Annotated in this window: 15 protein-coding genes and 1 pseudogene; 7 read left to right on the top strand and 9 right to left on the bottom strand. The window is 65.3% G+C overall.

Annotated features, from left to right (window positions below; translation table 11 throughout):
• The first annotated feature begins 139 nt into the window (after nt 1–139).
• The 5 genes and pseudogenes from MVA47_RS11165 (at nt 140) to MVA47_RS11145 (ending at nt 4,396) form a co-directional block, all read left to right on the top strand.
• Nucleotides 140–1,345, top strand: coding sequence for an NRAMP family divalent metal transporter (locus tag MVA47_RS11165; protein WP_247207959.1), 1,206 nt, complete (start codon nt 140–142; stop codon nt 1,343–1,345).
• Nucleotides 1,342–2,100, top strand: a complete 759-nt coding sequence (locus tag MVA47_RS11160; RefSeq protein ID WP_247207958.1) for a LamB/YcsF family protein — start codon at nt 1,342–1,344, stop codon at nt 2,098–2,100. The genes MVA47_RS11165 and MVA47_RS11160 overlap by 4 nt, the downstream gene beginning before the upstream one ends.
• On the top strand, nt 2,097–2,708 hold the full coding sequence (locus MVA47_RS11155) for an allophanate hydrolase subunit 1 (RefSeq protein WP_247207957.1): 612 nt from the start codon (nt 2,097–2,099) through the stop codon (nt 2,706–2,708). The genes MVA47_RS11160 and MVA47_RS11155 overlap by 4 nt, the downstream gene beginning before the upstream one ends.
• Nucleotides 2,705–3,579: pseudogene (locus tag MVA47_RS11150) on the top strand (biotin-dependent carboxyltransferase family protein). The gene MVA47_RS11155 and the pseudogene MVA47_RS11150 overlap by 4 nt, the downstream one beginning before the upstream one ends.
• Before the next feature lie 28 nt (nt 3,580–3,607).
• Nucleotides 3,608–4,396, top strand: coding sequence for a putative hydro-lyase (locus tag MVA47_RS11145; RefSeq protein WP_247207956.1), 789 nt, complete (start codon nt 3,608–3,610; stop codon nt 4,394–4,396).
• Here MVA47_RS11145 and MVA47_RS11140 read toward each other — a convergent pair.
• Both MVA47_RS11140 and MVA47_RS11135 read right to left on the bottom strand, forming a co-directional pair.
• Nucleotides 4,393–5,511 (bottom strand): HNH endonuclease signature motif containing protein, encoded by a 1,119-nt coding sequence (locus MVA47_RS11140; RefSeq protein WP_247207955.1) that lies wholly within the window; start codon nt 5,509–5,511, stop codon nt 4,393–4,395. The two genes, MVA47_RS11145 and MVA47_RS11140, sit on opposite strands and share 4 nt — an antisense overlap.
• 202 nt (nt 5,512–5,713) lie before the next feature.
• A complete protein-coding gene (locus tag MVA47_RS11135; RefSeq protein ID WP_247207954.1) occupies nt 5,714–6,508 on the bottom strand; it encodes an SDR family NAD(P)-dependent oxidoreductase in 795 nt (264 codons plus the stop codon).
• 82 nt (nt 6,509–6,590) lie between these two features.
• Here MVA47_RS11135 and MVA47_RS11130 point away from each other — a divergent pair, with 82 nt between their 5' ends.
• On the top strand, nt 6,591–7,169 hold the full coding sequence (locus MVA47_RS11130; protein WP_116916003.1) for a TerD family protein: 579 nt from the start codon (nt 6,591–6,593) through the stop codon (nt 7,167–7,169).
• Nucleotides 7,170–7,200: 31 nt separating this feature from the next.
• Entirely contained in the window at nt 7,201–8,118 is a 918-nt protein-coding gene (gene sigJ / locus MVA47_RS11125) for an RNA polymerase sigma factor SigJ (RefSeq protein ID WP_247207953.1), read from the top strand.
• A gap of 8 nt (nt 8,119–8,126) precedes the next feature.
• Here the strand turns inward: sigJ and MVA47_RS11120 are convergent, their stop codons facing one another.
• The 7 genes from MVA47_RS11120 to MVA47_RS11090 all read right to left on the bottom strand — a co-directional run bounded on the left by MVA47_RS11120 (nt 8,127) and on the right by MVA47_RS11090 (nt 16,376).
• On the bottom strand, nt 8,127–9,632 hold the full coding sequence (locus MVA47_RS11120; RefSeq protein WP_247207952.1) for an NAD(P)/FAD-dependent oxidoreductase: 1,506 nt from the start codon (nt 9,630–9,632) through the stop codon (nt 8,127–8,129).
• Complete coding sequence (locus MVA47_RS11115) at nt 9,629–10,753, bottom strand: FO synthase (RefSeq protein WP_247207951.1); 1,125 nt, start codon at nt 10,751–10,753, stop codon at nt 9,629–9,631. The genes MVA47_RS11120 and MVA47_RS11115 overlap by 4 nt, the downstream gene beginning before the upstream one ends.
• On the bottom strand, nt 10,750–12,459 hold the full coding sequence (locus MVA47_RS11110) for an MFS transporter (RefSeq protein ID WP_247207950.1): 1,710 nt from the start codon (nt 12,457–12,459) through the stop codon (nt 10,750–10,752). Before MVA47_RS11110 ends, MVA47_RS11115 begins: the two co-directional genes overlap by 4 nt.
• Nucleotides 12,456–13,292: an NmrA/HSCARG family protein gene (locus MVA47_RS11105; protein WP_247207949.1), complete on the bottom strand. Its 837-nt coding sequence runs from the start codon at nt 13,290–13,292 to the stop codon at nt 12,456–12,458. The genes MVA47_RS11110 and MVA47_RS11105 overlap by 4 nt, the downstream gene beginning before the upstream one ends.
• A 91-nt stretch (nt 13,293–13,383) precedes the next feature.
• Nucleotides 13,384–14,124, bottom strand: a complete 741-nt coding sequence (locus MVA47_RS11100; protein WP_247207948.1) for an alpha/beta fold hydrolase — start codon at nt 14,122–14,124, stop codon at nt 13,384–13,386.
• A gap of 51 nt (nt 14,125–14,175) precedes the next feature.
• Nucleotides 14,176–14,997, bottom strand: a complete 822-nt coding sequence (locus MVA47_RS11095; protein ID WP_247207947.1) for an alpha/beta fold hydrolase — start codon at nt 14,995–14,997, stop codon at nt 14,176–14,178.
• 146 nt (nt 14,998–15,143) lie between these two features.
• A complete protein-coding gene (locus tag MVA47_RS11090; protein ID WP_308280534.1) occupies nt 15,144–16,376 on the bottom strand; it encodes a GAF domain-containing protein in 1,233 nt (410 codons plus the stop codon).
• Nucleotides 16,377–16,712 lie beyond the last annotated feature (336 nt).

Genomic DNA, 16,712 nt, shown 5'->3' with positions numbered 1-16,712 from the left:
GTACGAGACGCAGGATTGTGAGATTGTTGAACAATCCTTATCGAGTCAGCAAAGCTTTGGAAACAATCGGACGCGACGCTGAGGAGCAGTCGAGGCACATCGCCGCCGGCACAGCTCGACAGACAACAAGGAGATCTCCATGGCAGAAACGATTGCCGTCGAGGCCAACAAGGGCGGGCGCGCCGCGCTCCTGGGAGCCATGTTCCTCATGGCGACCAGTGCCATCGGGCCCGGCTTCATCACTCAGACCACCCAGTTCACCGTGCAGCTCGGGGCGGCATTCGCCTTCGCGATCTTGGTGTCCATCTTGGTCGACATTGCGGTACAGCTGAATGTCTGGCGAGTGATCGGGGTCGCGGGTCGTCGTGCCCATGAGCTCGCGAACGACGTCCTCCCCGGAGCCGGATACGTGCTCGCCGGGCTTGTGCTCCTCGGCGGACTGGTGTTCAACATCGGCAATGTCGGCGGTACCGGTTTGGGTACAGACGCAATGTTCGGACTCGAACCACGGATCGGCGGCGCGATCTCCGCGTTGATCGCCATCGCCATCTTCCTGAGCAAGCGCGCGGGTGTTGCCCTCGACCGCATAGTGGTGGTGCTCGGTGCCGGGATGATCTTGATGACCGGCTACGTGGCGATCGTTTCCGGGCCTCCCGCGGGCGAAGCATTGCGTAACACAGTGATTCCCGAGGAGATCGACTTCCTGGTCATCACCACCATCATCGGTGGCACCGTCGGTGGGTACATCACCTACGCCGGCGCACACCGGCTTCTCGACACCGGGATGACCGGGCCCGAACACGTCAAGCAGATCAGCCGCAGTTCGGTCTTGGGCGTCATCGTCACCGGTGTGATGAGAGTGCTGTTGTTCCTCGCCGTTCTCGGTGTCACCGCAGGCGGCGTGGCTCTGGCCAAGGACAATCCCACGGCGTCGGCCTTCGAGTCGGCGCTCGGCAGCGTCGGCATGCACCTGTTCGGGGTGATCCTGTGGGCGGCGAGCATCACGTCGGTGATCGGTGCGGCGTACACATCGGTGTCATTTCTGACCACATCCAACACCGGAGCTCGTACCCGCAATCTGCTGACGGTCGGCTTCATCGCGATCACCACGGTCATCTATCTGTTGATCGAGACCACGCCGGTGAAGCTGCTGATCTTCGCGGGCGCGTTCAACGGCATCATCTTGCCCATCGGCTTCACCATCGTGCTCTGGGTCGCATGGCGTCGCCGTGACCTGCTCGGCGGGTACCGTTATCCCACATGGTTGTTGAGCATCGGCGTCATCGCATGGCTTGTCACCTTGTATCTCGGCTACGAATCACTGACGAAACTCGGTGACCTGTGACCACCATCGATCTCAACAGCGACATCGGCGAATCGTTCGGCCGATGGGAACTCGGCGACGACGAGGCCATGCTCGACCTCGTCACCAGTGCAAACATCGCGTGTGGGTTTCATGCCGGCGATCCCAGCACCATCGCCCGCACCGCGCGGTGGTCGGTGCAACGCGACGTCCGGATCGGCGCCCAGGTCGCCTATCGTGACCTCGCGGGATTCGGCCGACGATTCGTCGACGCGTCGCGGACCGAGTTGACCGACGACGTGGTGTATCAGATCGGCGGGTTGCAGGCACTTGCTGCAGCCGCCGGCGGCACGGTCACCTACGTCAAACCCCATGGTGCGCTGTACAACACAGCCGTTCACCACGATGGGCACGCTACCGCCGTTGTTGATGCGGTGGCCGCGGTCGATCCGGGACTGGCGATTCTCGGGCTGCCGGGCTCGCGGCTTCTCGAGCTGGCCGAACAGCGCGGGCTGCGGGTGATCCGCGAGGCATTCGCAGATCGCGGTTACACCCCGTCGGCGACGCTGGTGTCGCGGCGTGAACCCGGCGCGGTCCTGCACGATCCCGACACGGTGGCCGAGCGAGTGCTTCGGATGGTCAGTGATGGATTGGTCGAGGCCGTCGACGGTTCCACCGTGAAGCTCGACGTGGATTCGGTGTGCGTACACGGCGACTCCCCTGCCGCGATCGAGATGGCCCGCGCCGTCCGGGACATCCTCGGTGCGAATGATGTTGAGATAAAGCCTTTCTCATGACGGTTCTGACGTACGGGGATCGGTCTCTGCTCATCGAGGCGGAGACCACCGAAGAGGCGATCGGCTGGACGGTCGCGATCAACGAGGCGGATTTGCCCGGCGTCGTGGACGTGGTCCCTGGCGCCAGAACGGTTTTGGTGACCGCAGATGGCCCAGGTAGAACAGGCGCGCTGCGCACCGCACTCGAGCGCCTCACCCCGGCACCCGAGAAAGCTCGTCGTGATGGCCCAATCATCGACGTGCCGGTGATCTACGACGGACCCGATCTCGACGACGTCGCTCGCCTCACCGGGATGACCCCGCACGAGGTGATCACTGCACACACCGGTACCCCGTGGCACGTGGCCTTCGGCGGGTTTGCACCGGGCTTCGCCTACCTCATCGGCGGCGACCCACGGCTGCAGGTCCCGCGCCGCGACGACGCCCGGACCAAGGTCCCGGCCGGCGCCGTCGGACTCGCTGGTGAGTTCAGTGGCATCTACCCACGACAGTCCCCCGGCGGTTGGCAACTGTTGGGGCACACCGACCTACCGATGTGGGATGTGGACCGCGATCCACCCGCACTGCTGCAGCCGGGCACACTCGTACGATTCCAGAGCGTCTCGTGAGCACGCTCGAGGTGTTGGCCACCGGGCCGTTCACCACCATTCAAGATGGTGGCCGCCCCGGACTCGCCTCGCTCGGGGTGAGTCGCTCCGGTGCCGCCGATCGGCGGTCGCACCGTCTCGCGAACCGGCTGCTGTCCAACCCCGAAGATGCTGCAACACTCGAGTTGACTCTCGGCGGGCTGTCGCTTCGAGCGACGGGTGAGGTGTGGCTGGCGGTCACCGGCGCCGATGTCGATGTGTTGGTGGACAACGGTTCCGGGCCTCACCCGGTCGGGATCAATGCCCCGTTTGTGGTGCACGCGGGGGGTTCGGTGTCCCTCGGTATGGCACGAGCCGGACTTCGTGCGTACGTGGCCGTCCGCGGGGGCATCGCGGCGACGCCCACATTGGGCTCGTGTAGTACCGACACCATGTCAGGACTTGGGCCAGATCCGGTGGCCGTCGGAACGGTGTTGGAGATCGGACCCCGGCCCGGCGAACTACCGGACGTCGACGTCGCCCCAGTTGCGGCGCCGGCCGCCGGAGACGTGGAACTGCGCGCCATCCGCGGTCCGCGCGACGGATGGGTTCTGGACGCCGATGATCTGGTGCGTGTGGCGTGGCAGGCATCCGACCACAGCGATCGAGTGGGAATGCGGTTGAACGGCACTGCGCCTGGCCTCAACCACCGAGATCCGGATCGTCAATTGCCCAGCGAGGGCATGGTGCGGGGGCAATTCAGGTACCTCCAAGCGGACAACCGGTGGTGTTCCTCGCCGACCATCCGGTCACCGGCGGCTATCCCGTGGTTGCCGTACTGATCGACGAGGACGTCGATCGCGCCGCCCAGATCCGTCCCGGCCAGTCAGTGCACCTCCGCTGGGCCCGATGACCACGTGTTCGCCCGATAGGAGCTCCCGATGACATCACCCGCAGCCGCCACCCCGTCGGCGGCCCGAAAGTTGTTCCGCGACGGGCTGATCACCCCGACCGCAGGCTGGGCACCCGGATACACGCAGGCCAACCTGTTGACCCTTCCGCGCGCCGACGCCTACGACTTCTTACTGTTCGCGCAACGCAACCCGAAGTCGTGCCCAATCCTCGATGTGTTGGATGCCGGCGAGGTGACCGGACCGATGCTGGGTGAGGACGGCGACATCCGCACCGACGTGCCCCTCTACCGAATCTATGAAAACGGCGAACTGGTCGATGAGGCAACGGACGTGACGCCGTGGTGGCGGGAAGATCTGGTCTCGTTCTTGATCGGGTGCAGCTTCACGTTCGAAGCTGCCTTGATCGAGGCCGGCGTACCCGTGCGACACATCGAACAGGGTTCAAATGTGCCGATGTACAAGACCTCTCAGCGTTGCCGCCCGGCAGGAGGTCTATCCGGTCCACTGGTGGTGTCGATGCGGCCGGTACCAGCAGAATTGGTCGCAACCGCGGTACGGGTGACGTCGCGCTATCCCGCGGTTCACGGCGCTCCGCTACATATCGGCGACGCCGCCGCACTCGGCATCTACGACATCGACCAGCCCGACTTCGGCGACGCTGTGGACATTCGCCGGGGCGAGATACCGGTGTTCTGGGGATGCGGCGTCACCCCGCAGGCCGCGGTGATGGAGTCGCGGCCTGCGTTGGCGATTGGTCACGCACCGGGCCACATGGTGATCACCGATGTGCGCGACAGCCAGTACCTCGTGCCCTAGCGGCCCAGACCATGCGGGCGGGTGACGTAGGTCTGTCCGTATTGGGTTGTCCACGTGATGGTTCGGTCTGAGTGCATTCGGGCGATCCAGTAGCCGAGGGTTTTGCGTTTGTGGTCGGGGCGGCAGATGGGGGCAAGGTCTTCTTCGATTGTCCAGCCACCCGATCGAGGGTCGGCATGGTTGAACGGGATGATGTGGTCGATCTCGCATTCGGATGCCGGGGTGGAGCATCCGGGAGTTCGGCAGGTGCCGTCGCGGGCGATGATCATCTCGCGCAGCGCCTGGGACGGTTGATAGGTCAACGCGCCTGGTGGTGGTTCGGTGAGTCCGCCGTGACCGTCGGGTGGGAGCAGTCCCGGTGGCGGGGCGGTGATGCCGGATTGCCGGTGTCGGCAGTGTTGTCTGCTCGCTGGCGCTCGCGGGTATGCGGCCCTCAGCGCGTCGTCTTCCCTCGTCGACTCAGTCGCTGCGCTCCCTCGCTCCTCAGTCCAGACGACACGGGGCCGCATACCGTTCCGGTCAATCTGCTGGCCGCGGGTGCGCTGTCTGCTGCTGCAGGCAGGTTTGTGGTGTGTGCAAAGGTCTCCACCACCCTGCGCGTCGGCGCGTTGTTGGTGAAGTTGCCGACGGTCGCGGGAGGACCGGTAGTCGCGGTGTGGTTTCATCGCTTTGCGTCGTTCTGCTGCCCCGTCGGGGTCGACAGCGATGACCATCCGGTCGAGTTCGTTGCGCAGGACGGAGCGTGAGAGTCCCTGCTGGGCAATCAGTATGGCTTCGGGTTCGACGCGGGCGAGTAACGCGTCGTCGAGACCCTGGAGTGCGGTGACGATTTCGCGTACATGCGTGAACCCGATGTCGCCTTCCTCGAACGCCGCACGTGTCTCGTGGAATCGGTCGCGCAGTTGCAGGCCGTTGTCGATGTACACCCCGGCCATCGTTCGCGAAACACCCAACAGGGACACCTCAACAACCGGGATGCGGGCGGCCTTGTCCAGGTCCCCTGACACGGCCAGTTCTTCACGCACCCGCAACGTCGCCAGTTCGACAACGTCGGCGATTGTGCGCGCGAACCGCCGATTCAGCTCACGCGGAACAGTTCTCAGATCCTCGGCCAACTGTATGGCTCGAGTTCCCCCTCGACCAACAACATGACCCCATTCTAAATAAGGGGTCTGACAAATCTCTCGATCACGTTCTGGGGCAGACGCTCTCGCGGGCACCGTTGCACACAGGTTCAGCCCAGACGTCACATCCGGCCATCAGATCACGACTTGTGTGCACTCAGGCGCATCACCCGCTGAGCCCAGGGTTCAGTGTTCAGGGAACGATCGAGTCCACGTAACCGCCATCTACCCGTACGGCGGCACCAGTCGTAGCCGAAGCCTGCGGAGACGCGAGATAGACACACATGTTCGCGATCTCCTCGGGCTCGATCAGCCTCTGCAGCAACGATTGTGGACGGTGCAGACGCATGAACTCGCGCTGGGCCTCGTCCCACGGGAGGTCTTTGTCCACGAGTTGATAGACGAAGTCCTCCACCCCACCGGTGTGTGTCGGCCCCGCTATCACCGAGTTCACGGTGACGCCGGTGCCTGCTGCTTCCTTCGCGAACCCACGGCTCACGGCGAGCAGTGCCGTCTTCGACATCCCGTAGTGGATCATCTCGGCGGGGATCACGATCGCCGAGTCGCTTGCGATGTTCTGTATGCGTCCCCACCCACCATCGGTCATCGACGGCAGATAGGCGCGGATGAGTCGCACTGCGGCAAGCACATTCACCTCGAAGTAACGACGCCATTCCTCGTCGGAGATGTCCAGCGCAGGCTGCGACCCGAAGATGCCGAGATTGTTCACCAAGATGTCGACCGAGGGAAGGGCAGCGAGCAACGTGTCCACACCGTCGGTGGTGGTGACGTCGGCAGCCAACTGTATGACATCGGCTCCGGGTACCTGCGCGGTCAGTTCCGCCACTGCGTCGCGCAGCTTCCCAGCGTCTCGACCGTTCACCGCAACGCGCGCTCCCGCCTCGGCGAGTCCCTTCGCGATTGCCTTTCCGATGCCCTGGCTCGAACCTGTCACCAATGCTGTTCTACCGCTCAGATCGATACGCATACTGCCGACTGTAGACGCGGCCATCGGTACTCTTGGAGGGGATGGTTTGCAAGCCAAAGAACCCGCTCCAAGGAGGATGCCCATGTCTGTGAGCCTGGCCAAAGGCGGAAACGTCTCGCTGAGCAAGGAAGCGCCCAATCTGACCGCGGTGAGCGTCGGCCTCGGATGGGACGTCCGATCCACCACCGGGGCCGACTACGACCTCGATGCCAGTGCCCTTGCGATCAACGCGAACCGGAAGGTGCTGAACGACTCGTTTTTTGTGTTCTACAACAACCTGCGTTCCCCCGACGGGGCCATCGAACACACCGGAGACAATCGCACCGGTGAAGGCGAGGGCGACGACGAGACGATCACCGTCGACCTGAAGGCCCTGTCGCCGGACGTCGACTCCATCATCTTTCCGGTCACCATCCATGAGGCCGATATCCACGGTCAAAGCTTCGGCCAGGTGCACGGCGCTTTCATCAGGGTCGTCAACCAGGCCGACGGACGGGAACTGGCGCGCTACGACCTGAGCGAGGACGCATCGACCGAGACTGCGATGGTGTTCGGCGAGATCTACCGGCGCGGCGGCGAGTGGAAGTTCCGGGCAGTAGGCCAGGGATACGCATCAGGGCTCGCCGGAATCGCACGCGACTACGGGGTCAACATCGGCTGAGAACCGGCCGGCGTCCGCCTACCATCACCCCATGCCGAGTCTCGCGGATCGATTCCAGGATCAACGCTCTCGCCTGCTCGCGGTGGGATATCGGATCACCGGGAGTGTCACGGACGCCGAGGACGCCGTGCAGGAATCGTGGCTGCGTCTGGCCGATGTCGATGTCGACTCGATCAACGACCTCGGCGCCTGGCTGACCACCGTGGTCGGCCGCATCTGCCTCGACCGACTCCGGTCAGCAGCGGTTCGACGAGAACAGTATGTGGGCCAATGGCTTCCCGAGCCCGTGGTCACCGCGCTACCGTCCAGCGACTCACAAGATCCACTACAGGCGGTGGTCGCCGCGGAAGACAGCCGATACGCCGCGATGGTGGTATTCGAGACCCTGACTCCCGCGATGCGCGTCGCATTCGTGATGCATGACGGTTTCGGCGTGCCGTTCGCCGAGATCGGCGCCCTCCTGGGTGTGAACGCGGCTTCGGCCCGCCAAATGGCCTCACGTGCCAGGAGAATCGTCTCGGGAGTGCCGGCGCCGGTGTCCGAAGCCGAGCAAGCAGAGGCGGTTCAGCGCCTCGTTGCTGCGCTGGCCTCGAAAAACGTCGATTCCGTTGTGGCTGCCCTGGATCCGGACGCCGTGATCGTCGGCGACGCGAACCGCACCACCCCCACAGCGGTCAAGCCCATCCACGGCGCCGACGGCGTCGCGCGTTTCCTGCTGGGTCTGGTCCGACGGTACGGAGAGTCGTTCCTGTCCGAGCAGATCCCGGTGCTCATCAACGGCGAACTCGGCGCGTACAGCGCCGGATGGGACGATGCCGGTGACCGTCGCGCATCTCCGGCTCGCGCCAGCTGCTTTGTGGTCCGCGACGGCCGTGTAGCGGCCATTTACGACATCGCCGACCCCGCGAAACTGAAGGCGGTACCGGACGTGCGCTCATCTGACCGGTGATCAGAGGGTCAGGAAACCCGGCACTCCTGGCCCACACCAACCGCGCTGACCTTCTCGTAGCGCTGCGGGTCGAAGGTACCGTTGCGTTCCCGGAACGAGCGACCGGTACCAGGCCACAGCAAGGTCAACCGGCCGCTCTGGGGGTCGAGATACCAACTGCTGCAACCACTGAGCCATACCGTCGACGCACTACGCTCGTCGATCTCACGGGTGTAGTCGCGTTCGGCATCCGCCGACACCTCGAGCGCTAGCCCACTGTTGCGCCATAGGTGGTCAAGAGCACCCAGGACGTAGTCGATCTGCGTCTCGATCATGTAGATCGCGGAATTGTGGCCGAGAGCGGCATTGGGGCCGTCCAGTACGAACATGTTCGGGAAGCCACTGACGGCGGTGGACGCGTACGACACCATCCCCTCACCCCAATGGTCGGAGAGCAATTCCCCGCCCACACCCGCGACCCTCTCGGCGAACGCGGGCCTGGCAGCCTCGAATCCGGTGGCCATGACAACAACGTCGAGATCGTAGGAACGCCCGCTGGCCGCGACCACCGAGTCACCGTCGAACGCCGCGAGCGCAGAGGGTTCCAGCGTCACCGACGGCCTCATCAGCGCCGGGTAGAACTCGTCACTGAGAAGTATTCGCTTGCAACCGATTTCATAGTCCGGCGTCAGAGCCCGGCGGAGATCCGGATCGTCGATCTGGGCAGTCAGATGCCCCAGCGCCCGGGCCCGGATCTCATCGATGTCCGGCCGGAGCCCTCGACGCTGCGCAAATGCTTTGTCGGCCTCGGTGAAGAGCTCTTCCCTCAGGCGGTCTGCGTTGGCCTTCACCTGCAGTTGCACACGCTCGGGTTCGCTGTATTCCCGATTACGTCGCGGCACCACATAGGGCGCGCTGCGGGAGAAGACGACGAGCTGCCCGGCACGCTCAGCGAGGTGTGGCGTGAGTTGTACCGCCGATGCCCCCGTGCCCACGATGCCGACGCGTGCGCCGTCGATCGGAGCGTCGTCATCCCACTGGGCGGTGTGGAAAACCTTGCCGAAGAATGTGTCCGAACCGGTTACCTCGGGCATGAGCGGATCGGCCAACCGGCCGACCGCCACGACGAGCACGCGGGCCCGCATCTCGCCCGCGTTGGTCGCCACGAGCCAGCAGAGCTGATCCGGAAGCCATCGAGCCTGTGCCACATCGGTGTTCAGATGCAGGTGCGGCGTCAGACCCTCCTCGTCCACCGCACGGGTCAAATACTCGTGGATCTCCGGCCCCGACGCGAACAGCGAGGTCCAGTCACCGGGAGGCCGGAACGAATACGAGTAGACATGTGCGGGTACGTCGCATGCGACGCCCGGGTAGTGGTTGTCCCGCCACGTGCCGCCCACCGAATCGCCGCGTTCGAGGATGACAAAGCTCTCCCGGTCGGCCCGGGCCAGCCGGATACCCAGGCCGAGTCCCGCGAACCCGGCACCGACGATCGCCACGTCGACGCAGTGTGGCAATGAGGACGGTGAGGTCACGCGAAGACCCGTCGCAACACTTCGACCCGCTCGGCGGGTGGGTCCTCGTAGAGGGTCGTGCGCTGACGCGGCGTCCGGCCGAGTTCTCTGCCCAACTCCGTCACATCGTCGGGCGAGAGCTGTCTGCCACTCTCGGGCCCGGCGTCGGGCCGGAGCGTTCCGTCCATCAGGACGCCGCCGACATCGTCGGCACCACCGCGGAGCACGGCACGCAGCGCTTCGGCGTCGAGTTTGGTCCACGCTGCCTGTACGTGGTCGATGGTGCCGAGCATCATCAGGCGTGCCACCGCGTGCACTGCCCTGGTCTCGCGGAGCGTGGGGCCCTGGACCGCTTGATCCCGGACGTGGGGTGGGGCGTTCTCTGGAAGCATCGGCATGAGGATGAGTTCGGTGAAGCCGGACGTGCGGTGCTGGATATCGGCCAGCAGACGCAGGTGGGCAACCTGGTGAATCGGGTCCTCGACGTGACCGTAGAGCATCGTCGCGGTCGATTTCAGACCCGTCTGGTGGGCGGTGATGATCGTGTCCACCCACGCGGCGATCGACAGCCCGCGGCCGTCGGGCGAGAGGGCGCGGCGCACGTGGTCGTCGAGTACCTGCGCGGCAGTGCCGGGCACGGTGTCGAGGCCCGCCTCGCGGGCCGACCGGAGGAACTCCTCGGCGGTGACGTCGAGCCGGGTCGCGGCGTCGAACACCTCTGTTGCACGGTAGGCATGGAGGTGGATCTCGGGCGCGACCGCTTTGATGCGCTTGATCAACTCCAGGTATTCGGTGGCGTGTTCGGTCGCCGGAACCGGACCCTGCAGGCAGATCTCTGTCGCGCCGAGTTCCCAGGCCTCCGCGACGAGGTCTTCCAGGCTCACACCGCCACCGTCGGCCAGAACGGCTGCCGTCTCGAAGTTGCGGTTGGCGACAAAGGTGAGGTCATCACCGGTGGTCTCCCGCCGGGCGGCATCGGCCAACGCACACAGTTCGTCCAGGTCAGGACCGTCGGCCTGCAGGAGATAGCTCCACTCCAGGTCGTCGATCGAACCGGGATCGCGAGCCAACCGTCGCAGGACCGGTTGCACCACGGCCGGCGGCATGTGGTGGTCGGCGGCCCATGACGATCGCAACTTCATCCCTTGACTGTAGAACCGTGCCGCAACTCCTCCCGTTCAGCGGTACCGTTCAGTTCGCCGACGTGGTCGATGTGCTCGCCGGCCCGCGCCGGATGGCGGCCGGTCCGGGGCCCGACCGCGAACAGTTGACGTTCTTCTTCGGTTGCGCCGGTCACCGTGTGCGACAACGCCGCGGTGATCAGTTGGTGGTCCGACTCCGTCCAGCGCTCGGTGGTCTGCCGCTTGTAATCACTCCAGGAGGCAACGGTGAACTGTTCCACCCGCAGGTCTGAGTCGGCGCCATGGCGGTACAGGCCCCACGAGTATCCGCCGGTCCGCCGCCGCGCCTTCCCCACGGCAGCCATCGCCTGATCGAACTGGTCCAGCTCCGCGGGCCGCACGCGATAGGCCACCGAGACGACAACAGGGCCGTCATCGGGTTCGGGTCCGAACACCACCATCGGAGTGGGCCAGGCGGTGGACACACCTCGCGGCAGTGTCCCCGTCTCCGGCCGCAGCGGTACCACCGTGACGCTGGCCGCAGCGGCGACGAGCAGGGCCGCCGAGATGAGCAACGCCGTGACGAAGCTCGTGTGGGACGCCACCACACCCCACACAACCGATCCGAGGGCCTGCGATCCCATGAACACGAGCAAGTAGATCGACATCCCGCGTGCCCGCACCCAGTGCGACAAAGACAGCTGGATCGCTGCGTTGAGCGTGGTGAGAGTTGCGATCCAGGCAGCTCCGGCCACCAGAAGCAGCGGCAGCACCGCCCACACCGGCAACACGCCGACCGCGACCACCCCCACGCCGTACGCGATCGCCGAAGCAGCCAGCAAAGCGTTGGGCAACAACTTCTTCCGCAGGCGCGGGTAGATCGCGACACCGGCCACCGCCCCGACACCGAGCATGCCAAGTACCAGGCCGTAACCCGATGCCCCGAAATGAAGGTGCTCACTCGACGCCAGCGGCAGCAGAGCCCAGAGGGCAGACGCCGGGAAGGCGAAGACCGCCGATCGCACCATGATCCGGCGAACGATGGGTGCTGCGTGCACGTAGTGCAGACCGGTCACCAGCGAACGTCCCAGCCGCTCACGGTCCACACCTGGGGCGTCGGCGGGTCGGCGCCACCACACCAGCGCACCGATGATCGCCAGGAACGACAGCGCATTGATCGCGAACACCGCGGCCGGTCCGGCCGCGGCCACCAACACCCCGCCGATCGCCGGACCCACCGCACGGGCCGCGTTCACGGTGACACTGCCCAACGAGGAAGCCGCTGGGATCTGTTCGCGTGGAACGAGTTCTGGCTGGATGGCCTGCCACGCCGGAGCCGACAGTGCCGAGCCGCATCCGAGCAGGAACGTCATCGCCAACAGCATCACAGGCGTCAGCACATCGGTCCAGGCCAGAAATGTGGTGACCCCCGCAGCGACCGCGGTGTAGGTACTGACCGCGATCAGCAGGCGCCTGCGATCCAGGAGATCGGCGAGTCCACCGGCGGGCAAGGCCAAGAACAGCGTCGGCAGCAGACTCGCAGTCTGGACGAGTGCGACGATGGTGGCGCTGCTGTCGTGCTCCACCAGGAACCACTGGGCCCCGACGGTCTGCATCCAGAGACCGATGTTCGAGACGAGCTGGGCGATGAACAGATATCGATAGATCTTGTTGCGCAACGGCGCCCATGCGGACACCTGGGGCGCGGACTCCACAGTGGTGGTCACAGCGTTTCATCCAGCCAATCGGTGAACGATTGCCACCCGACTGCCGGGTATGCGGTGTGCAGAGCGGGGATGTCGGCCGCATATCCGGTGTCGGTGAGGTACCCGAACATCGCCCGCATGTCCGCCGAACCGATGTCGGAAGCATCGACGGTGCGCAACCGAACGGTGCGGCCGAGCCGCTGCCCCAACGCTTCCGCCATCTGGGCGGGTGTCGGCGCGTCGGACGCGATGTCGATCCGCAGGCCCACGTGGCGCGCCGGGTCCTCGAAGACCGTCGCGACGAACTCCCCGAGGTCGCGACGTGAAAGCTGTTGTAATGGAGTATCTTCACCGATCGCGAGCTCGAGTACTCCCCCACGCACCTGGTCCATTCCGGCCAGGAGGTTGTCGTAGAAGTAAGTGGGGCCGACGATCGTGCTGGCAACGCCCGACCGCATCAACGCCGCCTCGACCACTGCCTTGCTCTCGAAGTGCGGGATCCCGGTGTGGCGGTCGGCACTGGCCACCGAGGAGAAGACCAGATGAGGAACACCGGCGGTCGACGCTGCTTCGATGATCGACATCCCCTGCGAGACTTCCTCATCCGGTCCACGTTCGAACGGTGTGGTGAGAGCGAAGACTCCGGCGGCTCCCGCGAATGCCGCGGCGAGGCTCTTCGGGTCGTCGAGGTCGGCGACAGCGAGTGATGCACCCGCATCTGCGAGCCGGCGGGCTCGGGTCGACTCCGGGCGCCGGACCACTGCCCGCACGGGCAGAGTTCTCGCGAGAAGCGCTGTCACCACTGCGCCACCTTGCGCGCCGGTGGCGCCGATCACCACATAGGGGCTGTTCATCTTCTCGGACTCTCTGTCGATCAATGGTGGATGTCAATGCACGTGGGCGCACCGCCCCCGGCACGTCGACCGGGGGCGGTGCGCTGGAACATCAAGCGCTCGCGGCGGCGCTTTCCTGGCTCACCGCGGTGACGGCCTCTTCGATGAGGGCGACCACCTCAGCCGGCTTGGCCAGCATCACCAGGTGCGGGGCGTCGAGTTCGACAACCTTCTTCAGGCCCGCACGCTCGTACCCGAAACGCTCGACGTCCGGGTTGATCGTGTGGTCGTCGCTGCTGACGATTCCCCACGCGGGCTTGGTCTTCCATGCGGCCACCGGTGCTGCTTCACCGAATGCCGCGGCGGCCAGTGGTCGCTGCGAGACGGCAAGCACCTCGGAGTCCTCCTGCGGGATACCCGCGGCGAAGACGGCCGGGAAGGCACTGATCTTGACCGAGACGTCGGTGCCGGGCTCGGCACCCTCGATCGGGAACGGCGAGTACACGAGGTTGGCCGCGAGGTCGGAATCGGGGAACCGGCCCTGCAGTTCGCCGAGGCTCTCGCCTTCTTCGAGTGCGTACCCGGAGACGTACACCAGGCCGACGACGTTCTCGGCGGCACCGGCAACGGTGATCACGGCGCCACCGTAGGAGTGCCCTACGAGTACAACCGGGCCGTCGATCTGCTCGACGAACGAGCGGATGTAGGCCGAGTCGCCGAGCAGACTGCGGTTGGGCACCGGAGGCGCCAGAACGGTGTGGCCCTTGTCGAGCAGACGGCGGGTCACCGGGGTCCAGCTGGCGGCATCGGCAAATGCGCCGTGGATGAGAACGATGGTGGGTGTTGCGGACATGAACGAGCTCCGTTGGTTCGGTGTGTGCTGAAAGGGTGGGCCTGGCTGCTGCTACTTGGCGATGAACTCGAGGATGTCTGCGTCCAGGGCCTTCTGGTACTCCCCGTAGATGCCGTGCGGGGCGCCCGGGTAGACCTTCAAGGTGCCGTCTTTGACGAGGTCGATCGTCTTCTCGGCCGCTGCGGCGATCGGCACGATCTGATCGTCGCCACCGTGGGCGATGAAGATCGGCACGTCCAGTGCCTTGAGATCCTCGGTGAAGTCGGTCTCGGAGAACGCCTTGACGCAGTCGTATGCGGCGGCGAGGTTCACCAGCATGCCCTGACGCCAGAAGTCGTCTTTTGCACCCTGGGAGACATTGGCATCGTCGCGGTTCGCACCGAAGAAGGGCTCGGACAGGTCCTTGTAGAACTGCGAGCGATCGTTCAGCACACCGTTGCGGATGTCGTCGAGAGCCTCGATCGGGGTGCCTTCGGGATTGGACTCAGACTTCAGCATGACCGGCGGGACGGCGCCGGCCGTGATCACCTTGGCGACCCGGTCTCCACCGTGCTGGGCGGCGTAACGGACCACTTCACCACCACCGGTGGAGTGTCCGATCAGGACCAGGTCGCGCAGATCAAGTGCCTCGACGAGTTCGGAGAGATCTTTGGCGTAGGTGTCCATGTCGTTGCCCTGGTAGGTCTTCGACGACCGGCCGTGGCCACGACGATCATGGGCGATCGCCCGGTAGCCGGCGTCGGCGAGGAGCTTGAGTTCGAGCTGCCAGGCGTCTGACGACAGCGGCCATCCGTGGCTCAAGATGACCGGCTGGCCACTGCCCTGCTCGGTGTAGTAGATCTCGGTTCCGTCGGTGGTGGTGATGTACGGCATGGTGTCTCCTGTGGTCGCTTCGACGTGGTGAGATCTACATTCGTCTACTGCGGCAGCTGTGTCGACGCTGCTGGCGTCCAAACCTGGGGGATGGTGACGGGAGGTGCCACTACCGGCTAGCCGGTAGTGGGTGTCGGCTTCAGGTGTCAGGCGTCGCGTGCGACGGGTATCCGCACGGTGAGGTTCGTTCCCTCACCCACCGGACTCGACACGGTGAATGTTCCTCCGACGGCTTCGATTCGATCCTGCAGGCCGATCAGACCTGATCCCGCACCGGTGTCTGCCCCACCGTCTCCGTCGTCGGACACGGCGAGGTCGAGAACTTCATCGGTGATCGCCGCAGTGATCGTGACCACGGAGGCGTCGGCGTACTTCGCGGTGTTGGTCAACGCTTCGGCCACAACATAGTAGGCGGCAACTTCCACCGGATCCGGCAGTCTCCAGGGGATGTCGATGGACAGGGACACCGGTACTGGTGATCGGCGGGCGAGGGTCTTGAGTGCCGGTCCGAGCCCACCCCTGGAGAGGATCGCAGGGTGGATGCCGCGCGAGAGCTCCTGAAGATCGGTGTGTACGTGCGTGAGCGCATCGACGCTGCGGTCCAGCCGAAGTCGTAGATCCTCCCGGTCCGAGGGGATGGCGGCCTGCGCGGCCCGCAACTCCATGCCCAGGGAGACGATGCGTTGCTGGGCGCCGTCGTGGAGGTCGCGTTCGATGGTGCGTCGTGCCTGGTCGGCTGCTGCGATGACACGTGCACGCGACTGGGTGAGTTGAGCCCTGGTCTCGCAGTTGTAGACCGCGGTGGCCACCAGGTCGGCGAAATCGGTCATCCTGGTCTGGATTTCGAGCTCGGGTGCACGGTCTGACGACGCGACCACCACCGCGCCCCAGACGTCGCCGTCGATGATGATCGGCACTCCGAGCCCGCAGACGAGACCCCGTTGGTGCATGCGGTCGGCGATCGGCCCGGTGGCCGCGGTGTAATCGATGGCCGCAGGTTCCCCGGTGGTCAGAACAGTGGTGCAGATGTTGTTCCCACCCAGTTCGAGTCGCTCACCGGGTGTGAGACGGTTCTCGTTGCGCTCGTCGTCCCAGGCAGCGAGCACAACACCGTGCCCGTCCTCGAATCGCACCACCGACACGTGCTCGGCACCCAGTCCGGATCCGAGTTCCCGGGCGACGGCGGGATATACGTCGTCGGGCTCCACACGCAGGGCCACCAGGGTGGCCACCCTGCGCAGCGCGGCCTGCTGGCGGGCCAGCCTGGCCGTCTGTTCATGTAGTTGTTCCCGATCTCGGGCGGCGGCCAGCAACGCTTCGAGTGCCGGCACGATCCGCCGGACACGGCGTGCGTCGGCAGCATCGAGCGTGGCGGGCACCAGGAGCGCACCGAGATCGAGGCCGTTGTCGCGCAGCAGAATTCGCTGCTGATTTCTGCCGGGGTGGTCTCGGCCGGGCCGAGGACCACATGCGGCGGCGGTAGCTCGAGTACATCGGACAGCCGGGAACTGGCCTTCTCGAACATCTCCGGCGACATAGACTCACGCAGCATGGTGCGTGCAAACGCGGCCAGCAGGTCGGCTTCCCGCCGGCGTTGATCGGATTCGACTGCGCGAAGCCGAGACTGGCCCACCAGCACGTTGGTCAGTATTGCCAGCGTCGAGAACACCACCACGGCGGGAACCAGGCTCTCACTGTTCTCCGAGACATGCACG

The organism is Williamsia sp. DF01-3 (genome assembly GCF_023051145.1).
Classification (GTDB): Bacteria; Actinomycetota; Actinomycetes; order Mycobacteriales; family Mycobacteriaceae; genus Williamsia.
Note: the sequence above shows the minus strand (reverse complement) of the source record. Positions and strands in the feature narration are given on the sequence as shown.